General features: G+C 70.7%; 22 protein-coding genes and 1 tRNA gene. 13 read left to right on the forward strand and 10 right to left on the reverse strand.

Going from position 1 to position 22,883, the window contains the following annotated elements:
• The first annotated feature begins 67 nt into the window (after positions 1-67).
• Positions 68-334 carry a helix-turn-helix transcriptional regulator gene (locus ACN28F_RS22480; protein WP_289209884.1) on the forward strand — a complete coding sequence of 89 codons (267 nt, stop codon included), beginning with the start codon at positions 68-70 and terminating at the stop codon, positions 332-334.
• Between the two features lie 35 nt (positions 335-369).
• Here the strand turns inward: ACN28F_RS22480 and ACN28F_RS22485 are convergent, their stop codons facing one another.
• Entirely contained in the window at positions 370-819 is a 450-nt protein-coding gene (locus tag ACN28F_RS22485; protein WP_289209885.1) for an SCP2 sterol-binding domain-containing protein, read from the reverse strand.
• A 213-nt stretch (positions 820-1,032) separates the two neighbouring features.
• Here ACN28F_RS22485 and ACN28F_RS22490 point away from each other — a divergent pair, with 213 nt between their 5' ends.
• Complete coding sequence (locus ACN28F_RS22490) at positions 1,033-1,920, forward strand: SAM-dependent methyltransferase (protein ID WP_289209886.1); 888 nt, start codon at positions 1,033-1,035, stop codon at positions 1,918-1,920.
• Positions 1,921-1,972: 52 nt separating this feature from the next.
• On the opposite strand, the gene ACN28F_RS22495 is transcribed toward ACN28F_RS22490, so the two are convergent.
• From ACN28F_RS22495 to ACN28F_RS22515, 5 genes are all read right to left on the reverse strand, one after another.
• Entirely contained in the window at positions 1,973-2,179 is a 207-nt protein-coding gene (locus tag ACN28F_RS22495; protein WP_421359600.1) for a hypothetical protein, read from the reverse strand.
• Between the two features lie 12 nt (positions 2,180-2,191).
• The gene (locus ACN28F_RS22500) at positions 2,192-2,917 is read right to left on the reverse strand and encodes a GntR family transcriptional regulator (RefSeq protein WP_421361480.1); all 726 of its coding nucleotides are present in this window, start codon (positions 2,915-2,917) and stop codon (positions 2,192-2,194) included.
• A 274-nt stretch (positions 2,918-3,191) separates the two neighbouring features.
• Positions 3,192-3,263, reverse strand: a tRNA-Arg gene (locus tag ACN28F_RS22505).
• Positions 3,264-3,339: 76 nt separating this feature from the next.
• Positions 3,340-4,035 carry a winged helix-turn-helix domain-containing protein gene (locus ACN28F_RS22510; RefSeq protein ID WP_353850522.1) on the reverse strand — a complete coding sequence of 232 codons (696 nt, stop codon included), beginning with the start codon at positions 4,033-4,035 and terminating at the stop codon, positions 3,340-3,342.
• 270 nt (positions 4,036-4,305) lie between these two features.
• Positions 4,306-4,677, reverse strand: coding sequence for a hypothetical protein (locus ACN28F_RS22515; protein WP_421359601.1), 372 nt, complete (start codon positions 4,675-4,677; stop codon positions 4,306-4,308).
• A 272-nt stretch (positions 4,678-4,949) separates the two neighbouring features.
• Here ACN28F_RS22515 and ACN28F_RS22520 point away from each other — a divergent pair, with 272 nt between their 5' ends.
• Positions 4,950-5,660, forward strand: coding sequence for an AfsR/SARP family transcriptional regulator (locus ACN28F_RS22520; protein ID WP_421359602.1), 711 nt, complete (start codon positions 4,950-4,952; stop codon positions 5,658-5,660).
• Here ACN28F_RS22520 and ACN28F_RS22525 read toward each other — a convergent pair.
• Positions 5,631-6,287, reverse strand: a complete 657-nt coding sequence (locus ACN28F_RS22525) for a DUF305 domain-containing protein (protein WP_421359603.1) — start codon at positions 6,285-6,287, stop codon at positions 5,631-5,633. The two genes, ACN28F_RS22520 and ACN28F_RS22525, sit on opposite strands and share 30 nt — an antisense overlap.
• A 1-nt stretch (position 6,288) precedes the next feature.
• Positions 6,289-7,158, reverse strand: a complete 870-nt coding sequence (locus ACN28F_RS22530; protein ID WP_421359604.1) for a DUF3105 domain-containing protein — start codon at positions 7,156-7,158, stop codon at positions 6,289-6,291.
• 104 nt (positions 7,159-7,262) lie between these two features.
• Here ACN28F_RS22530 and argS point away from each other — a divergent pair, with 104 nt between their 5' ends.
• Genes argS through thrC form a run of 4 tightly spaced genes read left to right on the forward strand, consistent with a single transcriptional unit; the run spans position 7,263 to position 12,796 of the window.
• The gene (gene argS, locus ACN28F_RS22535) at positions 7,263-8,927 is read left to right on the forward strand and encodes an arginine--tRNA ligase (protein ID WP_421359605.1); all 1,665 of its coding nucleotides are present in this window, start codon (positions 7,263-7,265) and stop codon (positions 8,925-8,927) included.
• A 54-nt stretch (positions 8,928-8,981) separates the two neighbouring features.
• The gene (gene lysA / locus ACN28F_RS22540) at positions 8,982-10,367 is read left to right on the forward strand and encodes a diaminopimelate decarboxylase (RefSeq protein ID WP_421359607.1); all 1,386 of its coding nucleotides are present in this window, start codon (positions 8,982-8,984) and stop codon (positions 10,365-10,367) included.
• Positions 10,368-10,401: 34 nt separating this feature from the next.
• Positions 10,402-11,706, forward strand: coding sequence for a homoserine dehydrogenase (locus ACN28F_RS22545; protein WP_289210857.1), 1,305 nt, complete (start codon positions 10,402-10,404; stop codon positions 11,704-11,706).
• 40 nt (positions 11,707-11,746) lie between these two features.
• Complete coding sequence (thrC, locus tag ACN28F_RS22550; RefSeq protein ID WP_421359608.1) at positions 11,747-12,796, forward strand: threonine synthase; 1,050 nt, start codon at positions 11,747-11,749, stop codon at positions 12,794-12,796.
• Here thrC and ACN28F_RS22555 read toward each other — a convergent pair.
• Positions 12,764-13,309 (reverse strand): MarR family winged helix-turn-helix transcriptional regulator, encoded by a 546-nt coding sequence (locus tag ACN28F_RS22555; protein WP_421359609.1) that lies wholly within the window; start codon positions 13,307-13,309, stop codon positions 12,764-12,766. The genes thrC and ACN28F_RS22555 overlap by 33 nt on opposite strands.
• A 155-nt stretch (positions 13,310-13,464) precedes the next feature.
• Between ACN28F_RS22555 and ACN28F_RS22560 the strand changes: the two genes are divergently transcribed.
• The 4 genes from ACN28F_RS22560 (at position 13,465) to ACN28F_RS22575 (ending at position 19,306) form a co-directional block, all read left to right on the forward strand.
• Positions 13,465-16,752: an efflux RND transporter permease subunit gene (locus ACN28F_RS22560; protein WP_289209896.1), complete on the forward strand. Its 3,288-nt coding sequence runs from the start codon at positions 13,465-13,467 to the stop codon at positions 16,750-16,752.
• 111 nt (positions 16,753-16,863) lie between these two features.
• A complete protein-coding gene (locus ACN28F_RS22565) occupies positions 16,864-18,093 on the forward strand; it encodes an MFS transporter (RefSeq protein WP_421359610.1) in 1,230 nt (409 codons plus the stop codon).
• 83 nt (positions 18,094-18,176) lie between these two features.
• Entirely contained in the window at positions 18,177-19,052 is an 876-nt protein-coding gene (locus ACN28F_RS22570; protein WP_289209898.1) for an SPFH domain-containing protein, read from the forward strand.
• 14 nt (positions 19,053-19,066) lie between these two features.
• Entirely contained in the window at positions 19,067-19,306 is a 240-nt protein-coding gene (locus tag ACN28F_RS22575; protein ID WP_289209899.1) for a hypothetical protein, read from the forward strand.
• On the opposite strand, the gene ACN28F_RS22580 is transcribed toward ACN28F_RS22575, so the two are convergent.
• A complete protein-coding gene (locus tag ACN28F_RS22580) occupies positions 19,235-19,612 on the reverse strand; it encodes a hypothetical protein (protein WP_421359611.1) in 378 nt (125 codons plus the stop codon). The two genes, ACN28F_RS22575 and ACN28F_RS22580, sit on opposite strands and share 72 nt — an antisense overlap.
• Positions 19,613-19,687: 75 nt before the next feature.
• Here ACN28F_RS22580 and thrB point away from each other — a divergent pair, with 75 nt between their 5' ends.
• A complete protein-coding gene (gene thrB, locus ACN28F_RS22585) occupies positions 19,688-20,632 on the forward strand; it encodes a homoserine kinase (RefSeq protein ID WP_289209901.1) in 945 nt (314 codons plus the stop codon).
• Positions 20,633-20,921: 289 nt separating this feature from the next.
• Positions 20,922-22,880 (forward strand): transcription termination factor Rho, encoded by a 1,959-nt coding sequence (rho, locus tag ACN28F_RS22590; protein ID WP_421359612.1) that lies wholly within the window; start codon positions 20,922-20,924, stop codon positions 22,878-22,880.
• The last annotated feature ends 3 nt before the right edge of the window (positions 22,881-22,883 follow it).

A 22,883-nucleotide genomic window follows, 5' to 3' on the forward strand; every position in this document is an offset into this window, starting at 1 on the left:
AGTTGGTATATTTATACCATGTCGTGTCGACGTTGCCGCCCGTGCGGCCCTGACCTACCGTACTGTCATGGTTCGCCGCCCACTCACGCCTGAACAGATCGAGGCCGGTCGCCGCCTCGGTGTCGCACTACGGTCGGCGCGCGGCGATCGCGGACTGTTCGACGTGGCACTGGCAGCCGGCATCTCACCCGAGACGCTCCGCAAGATCGAAACCGGCCGGCTGCCGGCCCCGTCGTTCGGCATCGTCGTCGCACTCAGCGAGGTCCTCGGCGTACCGCTGGTCGATCTCGCCGCCGCCTGGCGGTCCACCCCAACGGTCCGAAGGGCGTCCTGACCTGCGGTGCCGGACGACCGCCGCGCCCGGGCGGTTCAGGGCTTCGGCGCCTGGAACAGGTTCGGGAACTTGGCGGTCAGGCCGATGTCGCCCCGCGTCTTGAGCTTGCCCTTCATGACGAGCATCACGGCCCGCGCGTTGCCGGTCACCAGATGGACGAAGTCGACGGCGGCCAGGGTGAGCGTCAGCTTCGGCTGCTGGTCCGGCTGCGCCGACAGGACACACCGGCCGTCGCTGATCACCATCTGATGGACGTCGTAGCGGCCGTCGGGGCGCCCGCCGATGCTCCAGTGCACCACCGCCTCGGTGCCGCGCGCGACGTCGGTGCGCAACGCCTCCGGCATCCGGCGCAGCAGCCCGTGCAGGATCTCGTCCCGCCGTTGCCCGGCGAGCACCTGCCGCAGCTCCTCCACCGGGGTCCGCTTCACCAACCGGGCGAACTCCACCGGATCCGCCACCGCCGGATCCACCTCGTGAATGGACATCGGTCGCCTCCCGACGTTCCCCGGCCCCGGCCTCCGCTGACCCGGCCTGCACGTTTCAGTGTCTCTGGTGCCGGACCTGCGGCGGGTCTCCCACCGTGCGCACCACGGGTACGTGCTGTCGATTGTGCCCGGCACCGACGGTCACCTACGGCCATAGTGGCACCGCCCGGGCAGGCGCGTCGCCGCCGGTGTGGCCCGTGGTAGGTTGCGCCGATGGGTTCTGATTCGCCCGGAAATGCCGCCGCAGAACATGTCACCCGGGTGGCCGACTACTACGACGCCAACACCCGGCGGTTCCTGCGCTTCGGCGAGAGCGCCAGCAACGACGCCATCCACCGTGGCCTGTGGCTACCGGGCGTCACCAACACCACCGAGGCCGCCGACGCGGTCAACCGCCTGCTGGTCGAGCGCCTCAGCGGCCACGTGCCGACGGGCGAGGGGCGGGTGCTCGACCTCGGCTGCGGAGTAGGCGCGACAGTGGTCCGACTGGCCCACGCCATCGACGCCCAGGTGACCGGCGTGACGATAAGTCAGGTGCAGGTCGAGATCGCCGAGCGGCGGTTGGCGGCCGAGGGCCTGACCGACCGGTGCCAGGTCGTCTGCGGCGACTTCGCCCAGCTTCCCGCCGAGCCGCTCTACCACGCGATGGTCGCGATCGAGTCGATGGTCCACGCCCCGTCGCTGGCGGAGCTGGTCCCATCGCTGGCCGCGCGCCTGCGTCCAGGCGGTCGCCTGATCGTCTGCGACGACTGGATGACCGACAAGGACCGTGGGCTCGCCGCCCGCGAACGGTGCCTGGACCAGTTCCGCGCCGGCTGGCGGATCGGCAGCCTGCACACCGTGGCGCAGTTCGCCGCCATGGGTGAACCCGCAGGTCTGCGGCTGGTCGAGGATCTGGACCTCACCGCACACGTCCGGCTGGGCCGACCCCGCGACCGGGCGATCGACGTGGTGCTGGGCGCGGCTACAGTCGTGCCCCGGATGCGTGACCGGCTGGTCGGCACGCCCTTCTGGGCCAACATGATCGGTGGCTCGGCGTTGCAGACCGGGCTGTCGCGGCGCTGGCTGGAGTACCGCCTGCTGGTCCTCGAACGGACCTGACCGCAGAAGGTTTGCCGTGCTCCGGCCGCCAGCGCGCCGGGCTGCCCGAAGATCAGGCAGCGACCATCGCCAGGTACTGAACTCTCATGGCGTCGGAGCGCATAATGTATCGGGTTGCTTCGAATGGGAAGCCGTCGTTGTCGTAGGAGGCGTGTAGCAGCACGATGACGGGCACGCCGGGCGGGAGTTTGATCCAGAGGAATCCTGAGCCCCAGAGCAACGCGAGCATCACCAGCCGGACGAGACTGCCTCGACTCATCAGGCGATCCTGTCAGTCCTCTACGGGTATGTCGTAGTCCAGGCCGTTGAGGTCGCCGCGCATCACGAACCGGGTGACTTCGAACGGAGTGTGCTGCTCGTCGAAGCTGGTGTGCAGCACCTCGATGACCGGTACGCCGGGCGGCATCCCCAACCCGGTCGACTCGTCGTGGTACGGCATCCTCGCCGAGATCTCCTCGCGGATGCGGGTGATCCGGTGGCCGAGTTCTTCGAACCTGGCGTAGATGCTGCCCTCGCCGAGGGTCCGCTCGGTCGCCAGCGGCGATCCGTCGGCGACGTCGACGGGGATGTAGGTCACGCCGACCTGTACCGGCTCGTCGTCGGCGAAGTACCAGTTCTCCCGCCGGATGATGGTCGCGGTGTTCCCGTCGAGGCCGAGGCGTTCGGCGACGTCCGGTGGAGGCTGGTCGCGGATGACCGACCGGCATTCGGTCCGGGGTACGCGGCCTTGTTTCGTGACCTCGATGCGGAACGGCGACAGTCCCGTTTCGTTGCGGAGCTGGCGGGAGTAGCGGTTGGCTCCGAGGCGCATCAGGGGCCGGTTGGGGCGGACGTAGACGCCTCGCCCGTGCTGCGCGACGACCAGGCCTTCCCCTTGCAGGATGCTGATCGCTTCCCTGGCGGTGTTGCGTGCCGTGCCGTAGCGGGCGGCAAGGTCCCGCTCCGATGGCAGCTTGCCACCGGGTGGCAACTCGCCCGTCTGGATGCTCAGGCGCAGGTCAGTCGCCGAGTGGGCGGGATATTAGTCCGTTGAGGTGCTGTTGCGGATCTACGCCAAGTGCCGCGACGGGGGAGAGGCGGCGTTGCGGCAGCGCATCGAACGGGCGCTGGGCCACGGCTGAGACCGTGCCGAACTTCGGCACGTATTCGGCACAGATGCTCGCCAAGGGCCGGTGACGGCCGGACACAGCCGGACAGACGATGAAGGCCGCTGACTAGGATTGCCCTGGTCAACGGCCTTGTTGTGCAAGTCGAGGGTTCTTTGGCAAGTGTGCCCCCGGCAGGATTCGAACCTGCGCCCCCGCCTCCGGAGGGCGGTGCTCTATCCCCTGAGCTACGGGGGCTCAGCGACCCACGAAGACTAGCAAACCCCTACCCGGGTTGCCGAATCGGTATCAGGGCGTGTCCCGACGCCGGCCGTCACGCGGCGCGGGCCGGCCGGGCGCAGCTCGGCAGCAGGTGCGCGACGATGCTGCGGGGCAGCCGGCGCGGCAGCTCGGAGCTGGCCCAGGAGCCGTCCACCACGAGATGCGCGCCGCGCCGGTCGGGTCCACACAGTCGGAGCAGGAACTCGCGTGGCAGCGGTGGTTCGACCGACGGCGTGAGGATCATGAACCGGATCTGGCCGCGTACCGAGGCGGCCGACAGCACGTCGGCGGCCGGGGCCGTGCCGTGCAGCCGGGTCCGCCCCAACCACCATAGATCCGTACGGTGGTCCCGGGCGGCCCGCAGGACCTCCGGGTAGACCCGTTCCATCCAGGCGTTGACCGCGTCGACACAGAGCCCGCAGGCCCGCTCCGCCGGCCGTCGGGGTGCCAACCCCCAGGCGTCGAGGTAGTGGCCGACGTCGGTCGGGCCAAGAGTCAGCCCGAACCGGCGTTCGATCAGCGTGCCGACGGTACGGCGGCTCCACAACTCGTCGTCGACGTCGAGCTCCTCGGGCCAACGCCCGCGCAGCATGTCGATGAGTTCGAGTTCCTGATCCGGTGTCAGCCCGCCAGCGTCACCGGTACGTGTTCCGCGACGGCGGGCCGCCACCGCGCCGTCACCGCCGAGCGTGTGCCGCCGGCACCAGCTCGTGATCGATTTCCGAGTGTCACTAAGAACTGCCCCCACGTCAGGACCAACGATGCTGTATCAGGACGGTAGCGATATCTAGCCAGAAAACGTCTGAGACCGTAGAGTCCGGCAAAGTGTCTGAAGTAGGTTTATCGCCCGTTCTGGGTGTATTGTCCCGATCCGCCCTTCCTGCATCTCAGCTTCGAGGGGCTGCGCTACTCGGGAGGATGTTCATCATCGAAGGCATGGGAGTGCACAGACCGCGCGGCGGTCCGTGCACCGGCCGATGTCAGTGGCCGGCGCGCGAACCGCCGCGCGGGGTGAGGATCAGGTGTAGATGGTGAAGGCCGGGCTCGTGGATGTGGTGTGCGCCGTCCTGTTGCTCGTGTAAATGGTGACCCTGCTCCGGATGGTCTTGTAGCTGGCCGGCTGGCTGGCGATGGGCTGATACCAGCAGCACCAGCGTCCTGAACTGGTCAGGCGTGCCTGGTTGACCTTCTGGTGCCAGGTGCCGTTGACCTGGATCCACACCGAGTAGTAGTAGTAGCTGCTGTCGGGGGTCCGGTTGAAGTAGAAGTCGGCTCGTGCGTTGCTGCCGTAGGACCCGTGGTCGATGCACGCCCCGACTGTCGGGTTGGCCTGGTCGCAGCCGCCGACGGCGAGCGCTGGTGACGCGGCGATCACGGTTGTGCCGCCCACGACGAGTGCGATCACAGCGAGGTACCGACCCAACTTTTTGATCATGCTGGTTCCCCTTCGACTAGCCACTGCCTGCATCGGGACTCTCGGTCGATCGTCCCTAGAGGAGCCTGTCGGAGCCGGCTGCGCAGTTGCTATGCGTTCGCTATGCGCGATCATCCGGGCACCCGGGTGGTGGTCTGCCGGTAGTGCGAGAAAGCGATCGACCTCGATGATGCGCTAGTCTGGCCTTGTCATGTGAGAGCGTGACCACTTCGGGCTACGGGGGCAGGATGAAGTGGAAACTTCTTGGGCCGGTAGAGGTGCACAGAGTCGACCGACAGGTGCGCCGGCTCCGGCCCCGACAGCGGGCTGTGCTCGCCTATCTACTGCTCAACGCCAACCGGGTGGTCCCTACCGGCCATCTCATCGATGCCGTGTGGGCACATACCCCACCGCGGAGTGCTCGGCTACAGGTGCAGGCGTGCGTCTCCGCACTCCGGCAGGCCATCGCTATCAACCCGGCGGACGGACCGCTGGTCAGCGAGGCCGGCGGCTACCGAATGGTGGTGGCGAACGGTGAGCTGGACCATGAGGATTTCGTCCAACGGGTCAGTCACGCCCGGTCGTCCCAACACGCCGGACGGTCCGAGGAGGCGGCCGACCAGCTCCGTTCGGCACTGGTGCTGTGGCGGGGAGCGCCGCTCAGCGGCGCCAACGGCGCCTTCGTCGCGGCTGCTTCGGCGGCCCTGGAGCAACAGCGCCTGGCGGCAATCGAGGACTTGGCGGTTGGGTCTGGAGCCCGGGTCGGGTCTGAGAGCCGCCCACCTGAGTGTGCTGCGCCAGGACATCCCCGGAAGGCGGCGAGTCGGCAGCGCGCCATCGTCGCCCGTGCGGATCGATGGTTGGCAAACCTCGAGCTGATCGTCGGACGGGGCCGGCGGCGGCATCCACTGCCCGCCGGCCCGCCGCTCTCAGCCGTTGGACTCCTGAAGCTTGCGTAGCTCGTTGATCTCCTTCTGCTGCGCCTGTTTCATCGCCTCGGCCAGCCGGACCACCTCGGCGCGGTCGGAGGCATCCAGCACACCGTCGGCCATGTGGACGCCGCCGATGTGGTGCTTGATCATCAGCTCGATGAACAGGCGGTCGACCTCGGTGCCCTCCGCCTCGTGCAACCGGGTGATCTCCTCGCGGGTGGCCATGCCGGGCATCAGCCCGTTCGCGTCCACCCCCACGCCATCGGGCATCCACTCCATGGCCGGACGGGAGCCGGTCGGCAACAGGTTCCACTCCTGCAACCAGCGCTGCATATGACCGATCTGGGCCTGCTGGGTCAGGGCCATGTCGTAGCCGAGTTGCCGGATAGCCGGATCCTGCCCCTTGGCGTACGCGATCATTGCCATCTCCACCGCCTGCGCGTGATGGCGGGACATGTCCCGAGCGAAGCCGGCCTCGGCCGAATTTTCGCCCGGGGTGCGCCCGGTGGCCAACGTAGCGGCTGTCCAGCCGACGCCGAGCAGCAGCAACGCGGCCATGGCCAGGGTCAGGTAGCGCACAGTCCGGGAGGTCGGGCGAGGCTCCGCCGGCTCCATTCGCTCCGACACCGGTGGGTCCTGCGTCGCAGTGGCCATGTCAGCCGCCCATCGACGGCTGCATCTCGCGCGGCTCGGTGCCGGTACCGGTGGTGTAGTTGCCGGAGGAGCAGGGCACGCCCGGCTCCATCGAGGCGTTCTGCGCCAGCACGGTGGCGAATTCCTTGATCCGCGGGTCGTCGGCGTTGTCGACCTTGAGCTGGTAGCCCCACGCCTGGATGGAGATCGGGCGGTCGAGGCCCTCGTACGGGCTCATCAGCATGAAGTCGTTGCCGCGGATCACACTGGCCAGCTGCTCCACGTCGGCCGCCGGCAGGTCCGGACGGTAGGTGAGCCAGACCGCACCGTGCTCCAGACTGTGCAGCGCGTGCTCGTTGGCGATCGGCGCGTCATAGACGTCGCCGAGGCAGCGCTGCCAGGTGTTGTTGTGCGGGCCGCCGACCGGCGGGCTGTGCGGATATTCGATCTTGCCGGACCGGTGCTCCTGGTTGCTGATGCTCTCCGGGTCCGTCTCGCGGTAGTTGACCAGGCCGGCGATGTCGGAGGCACGGTCCTGCCACGAGCGGGCCTCCTGGGAGACCGCCCAGGCGCCGTACCCGATGATCCCGGTGGCCAGCACGCCGACCGCGACCATCAGCGCGATCGGACCCCAGCTGCGGCCCTGGGAGACCTTGACCGCTTTGACCGCCTTACGGGGGCCCTTGCCGCCCTTGCCCGCTGCGCCCGGTCGCCCGGCCTTCGCGGCACCCCCGCCGGCCTTGGCACCGCCGGTCTTGCCGCTGGTCGATGTGCCCGTCGCCGGCCTACCGCCGGCCTTGTTCGCAGCCTTGGGCTTGCCGCCGGCCGACGGCTTGCCGGTGCTGACCACGGACGGACGGCTGTTGTCGCCACCCTGGGTGCTGATGCTCATGGTGTGGTGCCTCGTCAGGTCGGTCGGTCAAGGGGCTTTCAGCGGGAGCCAGCAGGTAAGGGTCGCCGCCAAGTCCACGAGTCTACCCCCGGTAACATGCTTTGGTGACTCCCGCTAATCTCGCTGAGATCGTCCGCGCCGCGGCCCGGTCGGTCTTCGTCGATCGTGACCTCGATCTATCCTTGCTTCCCGACGTGGTCACCGTCGAGCGTCCCCGCAACCCGGAGCACGGCGACTACGCCTCGAACCTGGCGCTGCAGCTGGCCAAGCGGGTCGGCACGCCGCCGCGCGAGCTGGCCGCCGCACTCGCCGCCCGGCTCGGCGAGGCCGACGGGATCGCGTCGGTGGAGATCGCCGGCCCGGGGTTTCTGAACATCCGGCTCGACTCGGCCGCCGCCGGGGCACTGGCCCGCACCGTGGTCCTGGCCGGTCGGGAGTACGGCCGCAGCACCCACCTCGCCGGGCAGCGGCTCAACCTGGAGTTCGTCTCGGCCAACCCGACCGGCCCGGTGCACATCGGCGGCAGCCGGTGGGCCGCCGTCGGTGACTCGCTGGCCCGGATCCTGCGGGCCACCGGGGCCGATGTCGGCACCGAGTACTACGTCAACGACGCCGGTGCGCAGATCGACCGGTTCGCCAACTCGCTGCTGGCCGCCGCGCGCGGTGAGCCGACCCCGGCCGACGGCTACGCCGGGGCGTACATCGCCGACATCGCCGGCGTCCTCGTTGGCAAGCACCCGCAGGTACGCGATCTCGACGACGACGCCGCCCGGGAGCTGTTCCGGGTCGAAGGTGTCGCGCTGATGCTCGACGAGATCAAGTCGTCGATGGCCGACTTCGGCACCCACTTCGACACGTTCTTCCACGAGAAGGACCTGCACTCCCGGGGTGAGCTGGACCACGCGCTGGCCCGGCTGCGCGAGCAGGGCCGCATCGTCGAACGCGACGGCGCGGTCTGGCTGCGCACCACCGACTTCGGTGACGACAAGGACCGGGTGCTGCGCAAGTCCAGCGGCGAGTGGACCTACTTCGCCGCCGACTGCGCCTACTACCTGGACAAGCGCGAGCGCGGCTTCGAGCGGATCGTGATGATGCTCGGTGCCGACCACCACGGCTACATCGGCCGGCTCCGGGCGATGGCGGCCTGCTTCGGCGACGACCCGGACGTGACGCTGGAGATCCTGATCGGGCAGATGGTGAACCTGGTGCGCGAGGGGGCGCCGGTGCGGATGTCCAAGCGGGCCGGCACCGTGGTCACCCTGGAGGACCTGGTCGAGTCGGTCGGCGTCGACGCCGCCCGGTACGCGCTGGCCCGCTACTCGTCGGACTCGCCGATCGACATCGACGTGGAGCGGTGGACCCGGGCCAAGAACGACAACCCGGTCTTCTACGTGCAGTACGTCGCCGCCCGGACCGCCAGCGTGGCCCGTAACGCCGCCGACGTCGGCCTGCAGCGGGGCGAACCGGCGGCGTTCCGCCCGGAGCTGCTCGACCACGACAAGGAGAACGAGCTGCTCAAGGCGATCGGCGAGTTCCCCGCTGTGGTCGCCTCCGCCGCCGAGCTGCGCGAGCCGCACCGGATCGCCCGCTACCTGGAGGAGCTGGCCGGGGCGTACCACCGCTTCTACGACAAGTGCCGGATCATGCCGCTGGGCGACGAGGAGATCACCGACCGGCACCGGGCCCGGCTGTGGCTCAACGACGCCACCCGTACGGTGATCGCCAACGGCCTGGACCTGCTCGGCGTCTCCGCGCCCGAGCGGATGTGAACCGGGCCGACGGACCCGGACCCGGACCCATGAACGACGAAGGACGGTAGTGCCGTGCGCGCACACGAGGCCGGGGCCCTGCACGGTGACCTCGGCAGCCGGGGGCCGGGCTGGCTGCGTACCCCCGATGACGTCAACTCCCTGCTGCCGCAGCTGTGGCCGCGGACGGTGACCCGCGCGGACGCCGGGGCGCTCACCATCGGCGGCCGGGACGTACGGGACCTGGCCGCCGAGTACGGCACCCCGGCGTACCTGCTCGACGAGGAGGACCTGCGGGCCCGCTGCCGCGACTTCCGGGCCGCCTTCGCCGGGCAGGACGTCTACTACGCCGGCAAGGCGTTCCTGTGCCGGGCGGTGGTGCGCATCATCGCCGAGGAGGGCCTGCACCTGGACGTCTGCACCGGCGGTGAGCTGGCGGTGGCGCTGTCGGCGGGGATGCCGCCGGAGCGGATCGGGTTCCACGGCAACAACAAGAGCGTCGCCGAGCTGACCCGGGCGCTGGACGCCGGCGTGGGCCGGATCATCGTCGACTCGTTCGACGAGATCGACCGGCTGACCGCGCTGGCCCGCGACCGGCAGATCCGGCCGAAGGTGCTGGTCCGGGTCACCGTCGGGGTGGAGGCGCACACCCACGAGTTCATCGCCACCGCCCACGAGGACCAGAAGTTCGGCTTCTCGCTGGCCGGCGGGGCGGCCTTCGAGGCGGCCGCCCGGATCCTCGACGAGGGCGTGCTGGAGCTGCGCGGGCTGCACTCGCACATCGGTTCGCAGATCTTCGACGCCAGCGGGTTCGAGGTGTCCGCCCGGCGGGTGCTGGCGTTGCAGGCGCAGATCCGCGACGCCCGGGGCGTGCAGCTGCCGGAGCTGGACCTCGGCGGCGGTTTCGGCATCGCCTACACCACCCAGGACGACCCGGCACCCGCCCACGACCTGGCCAAGCGGATGAACAAGATCGTCGACAGCGAGTGCGAGGCGCTGCGGCTGGCCGTGCCACACCTGTCGGTGGAGCCGGGCCGGGCGATCGTCGGACCGGCGGTGTTCACCCTCTACCAGGTCGGCACGGTCAAGGACGTCGACGGCATCCGCAGCTACGTCAGCGTCGACGGCGGGATGAGCGACAACATCCGGACCGCCCTCTACGACGCCTCCTACTCGGCGACTCTCGCCTCCCGGGCCTCGGTGGCGCCACCGGTCCTGGCCCGCGTGGTGGGAAAGCATTGTGAGTCCGGGGACATCGTAGTGAAGGATGAATTCCTGCCCGCCGACGTGCAGCCGGGAGATCTTCTGGCGGTGCCGGGCACGGGGGCGTACTGCCGGAGCATGGCGAGCAACTACAACCATGTGCCCCGGCCGCCGGTGATCGCGGTCCGCGACGGCGCGGCCCGGGTCATCGTCCGTCGGGAGACCGAGGACGATCTGCTGGCACTGGACGTGGGATAGCGCGTGGCGCGCGGTCGCGAGGTATGGGGTGAGCATGGGTAAGCCGGTACGGTTGGCGCTGCTGGGTTGCGGCACGGTGGGTGCCGAGGTGGTGCGGCTGCTGCACGAGCAGTCTGCCGACCTCGCCGCCCGGATCGGGGCACCGGTCGAGATCGCCGGGATCGCCGTACGGCGGCCGAACCGTTCCCGTGGCGACCTGCCGGTCGACCCGGCGTTGTTCACCACCGACGCCCTGGGGCTGGTCAAGCGCGACGACGTCGACGTGGTGGTGGAGGTCGTCGGCGGGATCGAACCGGCCCGGACCTGGCTCGTCGAGGCGCTGCGGGCCGGCAAGAGTGCGGTCACCGCGAACAAGGCCCTGCTCGCCGAGGACGGCGGCACCCTGCACGACGCGGCCGCCGCCGGCGGTGCCGACCTGTACTACGAGGCGTCGGTGGCCGGGGCCATCCCGCTGCTGCGCCCGCTGCGTGAATCCCTGCACGGCGACTCGATCACCCGGGTCACCGGCATCGTCAACGGCACCACCAACTTCATCCTGTCCGGGATGGACGCCACCGGTGCCAGCTTCACCGAGGCGCTGGAGGAGGCGACCGCGCTCGGGTACGCCGAGGCCGACCCGACCGCCGACGTCGAGGGCTTCGACGCCGCCGCCAAGGCAGCCATCCTCGCCTCGCTGGCCTTCCACACCCGCGTCGGCGCCGCCGACGTGCACCGGGAGGGCATCACCGAGGTCAGCGCCGCCGACATGGCCAGCGCCAAGGCGATGGGCTGCACCATCAAGCTGCTCTGCATCGCCGAGCGGGGCCCGGGTGCCGACGGCGCCGAGTCGGTCAGCGTCCGGGTGCATCCGGCGATGATCCCGCGCAGCCACCCGCTGGCCAGCGTCGGTGACGCGTTCAACGCGGTCTTCGTCGAGGCGGTCGCCGCCGGCCAGCTGATGTTCTACGGCCGGGGTGCCGGCGGGGCGCCGACCGCCAGCGCCGTGCTCGGTGACATCGTCGCGGTGGCCCGCAACCGGCTCGCCGGGGTACGCGCGGCGAGCGAATCGGCCTACGCCGATCTGCCGATCCGCCCGATGGGGGAGGCGGTCACCCGCTACCACATCAGTCTGGACGTGGCCGACCGCGCCGGGGTGCTGGCCGCCGTCGCCGGGGTCTTCGCCCGCCACGACGTGTCGATCGCCACCGTGCGCCAGTCCGGTCGGGAGGCCGACGCCAGCCTGGTGATCGTCACCCACCGTGCTCCGGACGCCGCGCTGGCCGCGACCGTCGAGGAGCTGCGCGGCCTGGACATCGTCCGGTCCATCGCCAGCGTGCTGCGGGTCGAGGGCGGCCAGTAGGCAGCCGGTACGCTGTGCCGGCCGAGTCGAGGAGGTTGCCATGTGGCGGGGTCTGATCGAGGCGTACCGGGACCGGTTGCCGGTCAGTGACACCACGCCGGTGATCACCCTCCATGAGGGGAACACGCCGCTGCTGCCGGCGCCGGTGCTCTCCGACCGGGTCGGTGCCGACGTCTACCTCAAGGTCGAAGGGGCGAACCCGACCGGGTCGTTCAAGGACCGGGGCATGACGATGGCGGTCTCCAAGGCGGTCGAGGAGGGCAACAAGGCGATCATCTGCGCCTCCACCGGCAACACCAGCGCGTCGGCGGCGGCGTACGCGGCCCGGGCCGGCCTGACCTGCGCGGTGCTCGTGCCGCAGGGCAAGATCGCGCTCGGCAAGCTGGCCCAGGCGCTGGTGCACGGGGCAAAGCTGCTGCAGGTCGACGGCAACTTCGACGACTGCCTGGCGATGGCGTCCAAGCTCGCCCGGGACTACCCGGTGGCGCTGGTCAACTCGGTGAACATCTTCCGGTTGCACGGGCAGAAGACCGCCGCGTTCGAGATCGTCGCCGGGCTCGGTGACGCCCCGGACATCCACTGCCTGCCGGTCGGCAACGCCGGCAACATCAGCGCCTACTGGATGGGTTACGTCGAGGATCTCGATGCCGGCAACGCGACGCGGACTCCGAAGATGTTCGGCTTCCAGGCCTCCGGTGCCGCCCCGATCGTCGCCGGTGAGGTGGTCCGCGCGCCGTCGACGATCGCCACCGCGATCCGGATCGGCAACCCGGCGAGCTGGACCAGGGCGCTCGACGCCCGGGACACCTCCGGTGGGTTGATCGACGCGGTCACCGACCGGGACATTCTGGCGGCGTACCGGCTGCTCGCCCGGGAGGTCGGTGTCTTCGTCGAGCTGGCCAGCGCGGCGAGCGTGGCCGGGCTGCTGCAGGTCGCCGCGGCCGGGAAGGTGCCGGCCGGGTCGACGGTGGTCTGCACGGTGACCGGGCACGGCCTCAAGGACCCGGAGTGGGCGATCTCGACCGCGCCGGCGCCGACGACCATCGGCAACGATCCGCTACTCGCCGCCCGCGCGCTCCACCTGGCCTGACCCCGGCGGTACGGGCGGAGCCGTACCGCAGACACCGGCCGCCCACGACGGACCGGCCGCGCCGTCGGTTTCGGCCAGGTCGGCCTCGGCGGCGTCGACCAGCAGCCGGACCGCCGCCGCGACGGTACGCAGCTCGTCGGTGTCCAGCCGGGCCAGCAGCCGGGCATGCCGTTCGGTGCCGGCGGTGACGATCCGGTCGATCAGGTCCCGCCCGTCGCCGGTGAGTTCGACCCGCCGGACCCGGCGGTCCTGCGGATCCTCGCGGCGGCCGACGAGCCGGTGGGCGACGAGCCGGTCGACGATGCCGGTGACGGTGGCCATCCGGACCCCGAGCACCTGGCTCAGCTCCTGACCCGAGGTGCTGCCGTGCAGGTAGAGCAGGAGCAGTATCTTCAGCTGCGACACGGTCAGCTGTGCGTCGAACAGCGGGTCGGAGCGGTCGGAGGCGAACAGCAACTGCAGCCGACGGTGGGTCGCCATGATCTGGTCGATCAGTTCGTCCCGCTGGGTCACCCGCGCTCCCTCTGCCGTCGTCCGACGCGGGCGAGCTGCCCGTCGTGCCGCGAAGGCTATCCCAACAACTCCATATGAGGCTAACTGTTAGCCTTGGCCAAAGTATTCTTCCGTCATTCCCGCCGCAGGACCCCTTCCCAGGAGTGAGCCCGCACATGTCGTTGCTCGCCAGACTCAGCCTCGCCAACCGGGGCCTCGTCGCGCTCGTCGCGGTCGTGATCACGCTGTTCGGCGCGTTCACGATCCCGACGCTCAAACAGCAGCTCCTGCCCTCGCTGGAGTTCCCGGCCGCGTTCGTCAGCGCGGTCTTCCCGGGCGCCGCGCCGGAGATCGTCGAGGCGCAGGTCACCGAGCCGGTCGAGAACGCCGTCGCGGCCGTGTCGGACGTGGAGAGCGTCACCTCCACCTCCAGCGAAGGCTTCGCGACCGTACAGATCGAGTTCGCCTTCGGCACCGACCTCGACGGCGCGGTCAACGACCTGGAGACCGCGCTCAACCGGATCGGGGCGCAGCTGCCCGACGGCGTCGACCCGGTGGTCTTCGCCGGCAGCACCGACGACCTGCCCGCCGTGGTGCTCGCCGCCACCGGTGCCGACGACGAGCAGCAGGAGCTGTCCCGCCGGCTCAGCGAGACCGTCGTACCCGAGCTGGAAGGCATCGACGGGGTACGTGCCGTCGACGTCACCGGCGCCAGCGAGCAGATCGTCGCGATCACCCCGGACTTTGCCGCGTTGACCGCCGCCGGCTACGACCCGGGCGCGATCAGCGCCGCCCTGCGGGCCAACGGCGTCACCATCCCGGCCGGCGCGCTGACCGAGGACGACCAGACCCTCACCGTGCAGGTCGGCAGCCGGATCGAGACCATCGAGGACCTCGGCGCGATCTTCCTGACCACGGCCGGTCGGGCACCCGTACGGCTGGACGCCGTCGCCGAGATCACCGAGCAGACCTCACCGGCCACCTCCATCACCCGGACCAACGGCGCGGTCAGCCTCGGGATCGCGGTCACCGCCGGCCCGGACGGCGACGCCGTCGGCATCTCGCACGAGATCCGCGACCGGCTGGCCGAGCTGGGTGACGCGGCCGACACCGAACTCGTCGTGGTCTTCGACCAGGCGCCGTTCGTCGAGCGTTCGATCGAGGCGCTGACCACCGAAGGCCTGCTCGGCCTGGTGATGGCGGTCCTGGTCATCCTGGTCTTCCTGCTGTCGGTACGGTCCACCGTCGTCACCGCCGTCTCGATCCCGCTGTCGGTGCTCATCGCGCTGATCGCGCTCTGGATCGGCGACTACTCGCTCAACCTGCTCACCCTGGGCGCGTTGACCATCTCGGTCGGCCGGGTGGTGGACGACTCGATCGTCGTCCTGGAGAACATCAAACGACATCTGGAGTACGGCGAGGACCGGCGTACGGCGATCCTCACCGGCGTCCGGGAGGTCTCCGGCGCGGTCACCTCCTCGACGCTGGCCACGGTGGCGGTCTTCGCGCCGATCGCCATCGTCGGCGGGTTCGTCGGCCAGCTGTTCGCCCCGTTCGCGATCACCGTCACCGTCGCCCTGCTCGCTTCACTGCTGGTCTCCCTGACGATCATCCCGGTGCTGGCGTACTGGTTCCTCAAGCCGGCCGCCGCCGGCACCGACGTCGAGGCCGTCCGCGAGCAGGCCGAGGCGAAGGAGCTGCGCAACCCACTGCAGCGCGGCTACCTGCCGGTGATCCGGTTCGCCACCACCCGACGGTGGGCGACCGTCGGTATCGGCCTGGCGGTGCTGCTGGGCACCTTCGCGCTGGGCACCAGGCTGGAGACCAACTTCATCGACGATGCCGGCCAGGACACCCTGAGCATGCGTCAGGAGCTGCCGGTCGGCACCAGCCTCACGGCGGTCGACGCCGCCGCCCGCCAGGTGGAGCGTGAGTTGGCCCGCACCGACGGGATCGAGTCCTACCAGGTCTCCATCGGCAACAGCAGCAACCCGTTCGCCGGCAGCGGTGGCGCCACCACGGCCAGCTACTCGATCACCCTGACCGAGGGCACCGACAACGTGGCCCTGCAGCAGCAGCTGCGGGACGCCTTCGCCGGCCGCGACTCCCTCGGTGAGATCACCGTCGGCGCCGCCGGTGGTGGGCCGGGCGGTGCCAGTACCAACCAGCTGCAGGTCGTCGTGCAGGCCAACGACCCGGACGACCTGGCGACCGCCACCGAACGGGTCCGAGCCGCGATGGCGCAGACCCCGGACGTCGCCGACGTGACCACCTCGCTGGCCGCCGACGCCACCCGGCTGGAGGTCCGCATCGACCGGGCGGCCGCAGCCGGCGCGGGGCTCACCGAGGCGGCGATCGGCCAGATCGTCGCCCAGGCGTTCCGGGGCAGCCCGCTGGGTGAGGTCACCCTCGACGGCGAGCGGATGAGCGTGCTGCTCAGCCCGACCGCCACCCCCACGTCGGTCGAGGAACTGGCGGCGCTGCCGATCGGCCCGGTGCCGCTGAGCGCGCTGGCGGAGATCGTCGAGGTCAGCGGGCCGGTGCAGATCAACCGGATGGACGGCGAACGCAGCGCCACCGTCACCGGCACCGCGACCGGCTCGAACGTCGGGCAGACCAGCGCCGACCTGACCGAACGGCTCGACGGGCTGTCGCTGCCGACGGGTGTGACGTACACCATCGGTGGGGTCAGCGCCGACCAGGCGGAGGCGTTCGCCGACCTCGGTCTGGCGTTGCTCGCCGCGATCGCCATCGTCTTCGTGATCATGGTGGCGACGTTCCGCAGCCTGATCCAGCCGCTGATCCTGCTGGTGTCGGTGCCGTTCGCGGCGACCGGCGCGATCGGTCTGCTGGTCGTCACCGGTACGCCGATGGGCGTGCCGGCGCTGATCGGGGCGCTGATGCTGGTCGGCATCGTGGTGACCAACGCGATCGTGCTGATGGACCTGATCAACCAGTACCGCGACCAGGGCATGAGCGTGTCCCAGGCGGTGGTGGAGGGGGGCCGGCGTCGGCTGCGGCCGATCCTGATGACCGCGATCGCGACCATCTGCGCGCTGACCCCGATGGCGCTGGGGCTGACCGGGGTGGCCGGGTTCATCGGCCAGCCGCTGGCGATCGTGGTGATCGGTGGTCTGTTCAGCTCGACCCTGCTCACCCTGGTGCTGGTGCCGACCCTCTACACGATGGTCGAGGGGACCAAGGAACGCTGGCGGGAGCGTCGTGGTGCCGCCCGGACCGGCGACGCCGGCACCGGGCCGACGGGCGCGGCCGGCGAGGGGTCGGCCGCCGCCGACGCGGCGGCCGACCGGGCGGCGACCTCCGACGGTACGGCGCAGCGCAGCTCACCGGTGGCCGCGCCGCCGGCCCGGCCGTCGGCGGCCCTGGTCGACGGCACCGACCAGTTCGAGGTGCTGAAGCTGCCGAAGAGCCGCAAGTCGCCGCTGCCGCCAGCGGACAGCTGAGGTGACCGGTCGGGTCCCTTGTGGCGAACCCCGGGGGACCCGACCGGCCTGCTGGTCACGCAGATCACATTCCGGTCGCTGTCCGCGCCCCGGTCGGTAGGGTGCCGGTACGTGGCCTCACCGTTAGCGGTCCTTACCGGCAATCGTGACTTCCGTCGGCTGCTCAGCGCCGAGCTGGTGATGTTCGGTGCCGACTGGTTCGTCATGGTCCCGCTGCTGGTGCTGTTGCCGGAGTTGACCGGCAGCGGTGTCTGGGGAGCTCTGGTTCTCGCCGCCGACACCGGCATCCACGCCCTGATGCTGCCGTTCACCGGGACGTTGGCCGACCGGTTCGACCGCCGACGCATTCTGATCCTGGCGAACCTTGCGGCGGTGGTGGCCGTACTGCTACTGCTCGGGGTGCGTTCGTCGGGCACCGCCTGGCTCGCGTTGGCCGCCGTGGCCGCGCTCGCCGTGGCGAAGTCGTGCTACTCGCCCGCCGCCCAGGCCGCGCTGCCGAACGTGGTGTCGGCCGAGGAACTGCCCAGTGCCAACGTGTTCGCCGGCTCCGCGTGGGGCACGATGGCGATCGTCGGCGCGTCGCTCGGTGGCCTGGTCAGCGCTGCCGTCGGCCCGTACACCTGCTTCTGGATCGCGGCGGCCGCGCTGCTGGTGGCGGCCGGCGTCACCGTCACCATCCGCCGGCCGATGCAGGCCCCACGGGACAGCGCCGAACCGGCGTTGCGCACCCTGGCCGCGATCCGCGAGACCCTGGTCTACATCGGTCGCCGCCCGCAGGTGCTGGCCCTGGTGACCGCCAAGAGCGCGGTCGGCCTCGGTAACGGCGTGCTGACGTTGTTCCCGCTGCTCGCCGGCGTGTACGGGGTCGGTGCGATCGGCACCGGGCTGCTGTTCGCGGTGCGCGGTGCCGGTGCGGTGGTGGGGCCGCTGCTCATGCGTCCGGTGCTCAACCGGCGGCGCTGGCTGCTGACCGCGTTGGCGGCCTCGATGTCGGTGTACGGGTTGTCCTACACCGGTATCGCGTTGATCAGCTGGTTCCCGCTGGTGCTGGCGTTGGTGTTCCTGGCGCACCTGGGGGGCGGCAGCAACTGGGTGCTGTCCAACTTCGCCCTGCAGGCCGTCGTGCCGGACCGGTTGCGCGGCCGCGTGTTCGCCGCCGACCTGATGCTGGCGACGCTGGCGATCTCGGTCAGTCAGCTGGTGGTGGCCGCCGTCATCGACACGGTGGACATCCGGGTCATCCTGGCCGGCTGCGGTCTGGTGACCGTGACGTACGCCATCGGCTGGTGGCTGGTGACCCGGCGGCTGCCGCTGGCGGTGGCCCCCGCCGAGACCCGGTGATTCCGGCGGATCCGGTCCCGGCACCCGTCTGCTAGCATCATGATATCACTTTGATAGTGCGGTTTCGCGGGCGAGGAGCAGTCATGGAACGGTCGGTCTTCCGGGTGTCGGGCTTTCTGGCGGTCGGCGTGCTGCTGGCACTCGGCGCGGTCGTCGCGCTGCCCGTGCTGCTCACCGTCGGTTCCTCGGTCACCGGCGCCGACGCGGCCGCGATCGTCGTACCGGCGGCGCTGTACGCGGCCGTCGTCGCCGTCGCCGCCACCGGCTTCGCCGTGGTCAACCCCAACGAGGCGCAGGTCGTGCAGTTCTTCGGCCGCTACCTCGGCACCATCAGGGTCGCCGGACTGCACTGGACGTGGCCGTTGACCGCGCGCCGGCGGGTCACCCTGCGGGTGCGCAACTTCGAGACCGACCGGCTCAAGGTCGCCGACGCCGACGGCAACCCGGTCGAGATCGCCGCGGTCGTCGTCTGGCGGGTCGTCGACTCGGCGAACGCCGTCTTCTCGGTCGACGACCACGTCGCCTACGTCGCGGTGCAGGCCGAGGCGGCCGTACGCCACCTGGCCACCAGCTACCCGTACGAGGCGCACGACAGCGGCCGGGCCAGCCTGCGCGACGGCAGCGTCGTCGCCGAGGAGCTGACCGCCGAGCTGCGCGAGCGGGTCGAGCTGGCCGGCGTCGAGGTGCTGGAGTCCCGGGTGACCCACCTCGCGTACGCGGCCGAGATCGCCCACGCGATGCTCGCCCGGCAGCAGGCCGCAGCGGTCGTCGCGGCCCGGTTCCGCATCGTCGAGGGCGCGGTGGGCATGGTCTCCAACGCCCTGGAACGCCTGCGGGACGAGCACGTCATCGACCTCGACGAGGAGCGCAAGGCCCAGATGGTGGCCAACCTGCTGGTCGTGCTCTGCGGCGACCGGTCGGTGCAGCCGGTGGTCAACACGGGATCTCTCTACAGCTGAGGCGGTTGCGGCTGATGGCCGAACGCAAGAAGCTACTGCTGCGGCTCGATCCGGCGGTCCACGAGGCGATGGCCAAATGGGCCGCCGACGACCTGCGTAGCGTCAACGCCCAGATCGAGTACGCGCTGCGGCTCGCGCTGCGCTCGGCCGGTCGTGCCGTCGGCGGTGGTCGCGCCGGCGACTCAGCGGCCGGTACCTCGAGCGGCGGCGAGCTGCCGGACCAGGACCAGCAGGCCGGCGAGGAGCAGCCCTAGCCCGACGGCGTCGAGCACGGTGGTCAGGCCGCCCACCAGCGCCGAGACCAGCCCGACCTGGCTCGCCGAGGCGCTGCCGTCGACGAACACCGGCAGGTACGCCGACCAGACGATGCCGACCGCCACGGCGGCCAACAGGACGACCAGACCGCTGAGCGCCAGTCCGCCGCCCCGCCCGGTCACCGCCGTACGCCGCAGCATCAGCAGCACCACGCCCGTCACCAGCACCGCGATCACCGGCAGCCGGACCGCCACCTGGATCGCCAGGTAGCCGGGGTCGATCCCGCCGCTCGTGCCGAACTCCATGCCAGTCATCCTCCTGCCGCCCCGACCTGCCGCACCCTAGCGTCGGCGGGCAAGCCGCGCCCCTAGCATGGTGCGATGGCTATCAGCTTCGTTCCCGGGCCGGTGACCGTACGGGTCCCGGCGACCAGCGCCAACCTCGGTCCCGGGTTCGACGCGCTCGGGCTGGCCCTGGGGCACCACGACGAGGTGACCGCCCGGGTGACCGCCGGCGGCTGCCGGGTCGAGGTCTCCGGTGAAGGGGCCGGCGAGTTGCCGGTCGACGACAGCCACCTGGTGGTACGGGCCATGTACGCCACCTTCGACGCCCTCGGCGCCCGCCCGCCCGGCCTGGCGCTGAGCTGTGTCAACCGGATCCCGCAGGCCCGGGGGATGGGCTCGTCGTCGGCGGCGATCGTGGCCGGCGTACAGCTTGCCCGTGGCCTGTCCGTCGGCGGCATGCAGGCCCTGGACACCGCCGCCGCGCTGCGGATCGCCGCGGACCTGGAGGGTCACCCCGACAACGTGGCACCCTGCCTGCTGGGCGGGTTCACCATCGCCTGGACGGCGGCCGACGGCGCGCACGCCGTCGCGTTGCCGGTGGCACCGGACCGGGCGGTGACGGTCTTCGTGCCGACCGGCCGGGGGCTCACCGAGGTGGCGCGGGCGGCGCTGCCGCCGACGGTGCCGCACGCCGACGCCGCGTTCAACGCCGGCCGGTCCGCGCTGCTGGTGCATGCGATCACCGCCGATCCGGCGCTGCTGCTGGCCGCCACCGAGGACCGGCTGCACCAGGAGTACCGGGCGGCCGGGATGCCGGCCAGCGCCGACCTGGTCGCCCGGTTGCGCGCCGCCGGGGTGGCCGCGGTGATCAGCGGAGCGGGGCCCAGTGTGCTGGCGCTGACCGACGTGCCGGGTGATTTCTGTCCGGGAATGGACTGGCAGAGTCAGACGTTGCTGGTAGACGTTGCCGGAGCGCAGATCGAAGGCGCTATAGTGGGACACGCCGAGCGGGACCCTGTTGCCGCAGGTCGGAAGAGTTGATTACGCTCTAGGCCAAGCACAGCCGCGAAGCACGCGATCTCCTGCGGGGCGGCGCACCCCCGAAGCTATCGGCGGTAAGCCCGTCTCACCCCTGCCTAGGCCTCCGCCAAACCGCAGTCTCCACGGATCGCTGCAGACGCTGAGACCTGCTCACCGAGGCTGGTGTGGCGGATCCGGCGAGCTGCGCGAAGACTCCCGCGACGTGTCATGCGAGGCGGGTGCACCGAGGCCACCCGGCCACCTGGCTGTTCGATCCGGGTTGCCCGGCCTTATCGAGGGAAGGAATCCATTGAGCGACACCACCGACGTGACGTCGGATGTCTCCAACGTCGCTGACGACACCACCGCTGCTCCTGCCCGCCGACGGCGGTCCGGCACCGGGCTGTCCGCGATGCTGCTGCCTGAGTTGCAGAGCCTCGCCGCGTCGCTCGGCATCTCCGGTACCGCCCGGATGCGCAAGAGCGAGTTGATCGCGGCGATCTCCGAGCGCCAGGCCGGTGGCGGTGCCCTGCGGCCACGTGCCGAGGTCGCCGCGGCGACCGCACCCCCTCGGGACGAGGTGCGCGCCGAGGTGCGTGCCGAGCCGGAGCGCCGAGACAGCGGCGGCGGCGAGCAGCTCGCGATCGTCGAGGAGCCGCCGGCGCGGGAGCGGGGCACCCGTCGGGGCCGGTCGAGTCGGGCGGCGGCGCAGGAGCCGCGGACCGACGAGCCGGAGACCGCGACGGCGACCGCTCCGGCCGAGCCGGGTGAGCGGGAGCGCGGCGACGCGCGCGCCGACCGGTCCGGTGACGGCCGTAACGGTCGGGACCGGGGCGAGCGCGGCGAGCGCAACGACCGGGGTGACCGCAACGACCGCAACGACCGCAACGAGCGCAACGACCGTGGCGAGGGTCGGGACCGTAACGACCGCAACGACCGTAACGACCGTAACGACCGCAACGAGGGTCGGGACCGGGGCGACCGGGGGCCACGGGACAGCGACGACGACGGCGACGGCGACGGCGGTGGCCGGCGCGGGCGGCGCAGCCGGTTCCGCGACCGTCGGCGGCGGGGGGACCGCGGTGAGGGCGGTGGCGGCGACAGCGGCGGTGGCCGTGAGCCGCAGGTGGCCGAGGACGACGTCCTGGTGCCGGTCGCGGGCATCCTCGACGTCCTGGACAACTACGCGTTCGTACGCACCACCGGCTACCTGTCCGGGCCGAACGACGTCTACGTGTCCATGTCGCAGGTCAAGAAGTACGGCCTGCGTCGTGGTGACGCGGTCACCGGCGCGGTGCGGGCCACCCGGGACGGCGAGCAGCGGCGCGACAAGTACAACCCGCTGGTCCGGCTGGACACCATCAACGGCATGGAGCCGGACGAGGCGCGGCGGCGGCCGGAGTTCTACAAGCTCACCCCGCTCTACCCGCAGGACCGGTTGCGGCTGGAGACCGAGCCGCACATCCTCACTACCCGCGTCATCGACCTGGTGATGCCGATCGGCAAGGGGCAGCGGGCGCTGATCGTCTCCCCGCCGAAGGCGGGCAAGACGATGGTGTTGCAGGCGATCGCCAACGCGATCACCCACAACAACCCCGAGTGCCACCTGATGGTCGTCCTGGTCGACGAACGGCCCGAAGAGGTCACCGACATGCAGCGGTCGGTGAAGGGCGAGGTCATCGCGGCCACGTTCGACCGGCCGCCGCAGGACCACACCACCGTCGCCGAGCTGGCGATCGAGCGGGCCAAGCGCCTGGTCGAGCTGGGGCACGACGTCGTGGTCCTGCTCGACTCGGTGACCCGGCTGGGCCGCTCGTACAACCTGGCGGCGCCGGCCAGCGGCCGGATCATGTCCGGTGGTATCGACTCGACCGCGCTCTACCCGCCGAAGCGGTTCCTCGGGGCGGCGCGCAACATCGAAAACGGTGGGTCGTTGACCATCCTGGCCACCGCACTGGTCGAGACCGGTTCCATGATGGACACGGTGATCTTCGAGGAGTTCAAGGGCACCGGCAACGCCGAGCTCAAACTCGACCGCAAGATCGCCGACAAGCGGGTCTTCCCGGCCATCGACATCCACCCTTCCGGCACCCGCAAGGAGGAGATCCTGCTCGCGCCGGAGGAGCTGGCGATCACCCACAAGCTCCGCAAGGTGCTGCACTCGCTGGACTCGCAGGGCGGTCTCGACCTGTTGCTGGACCGGCTCAAGCAGAGCCGGACCAACATCGAGTTCCTGATGCAGATCGCCAAGTCGACGCCGGGGGAGTGACTC

The organism is Solwaraspora sp. WMMA2101 (assembly GCF_049179175.1).
Taxonomy (GTDB): Bacteria; Actinomycetota; Actinomycetes; order Mycobacteriales; family Micromonosporaceae; genus Micromonospora_E.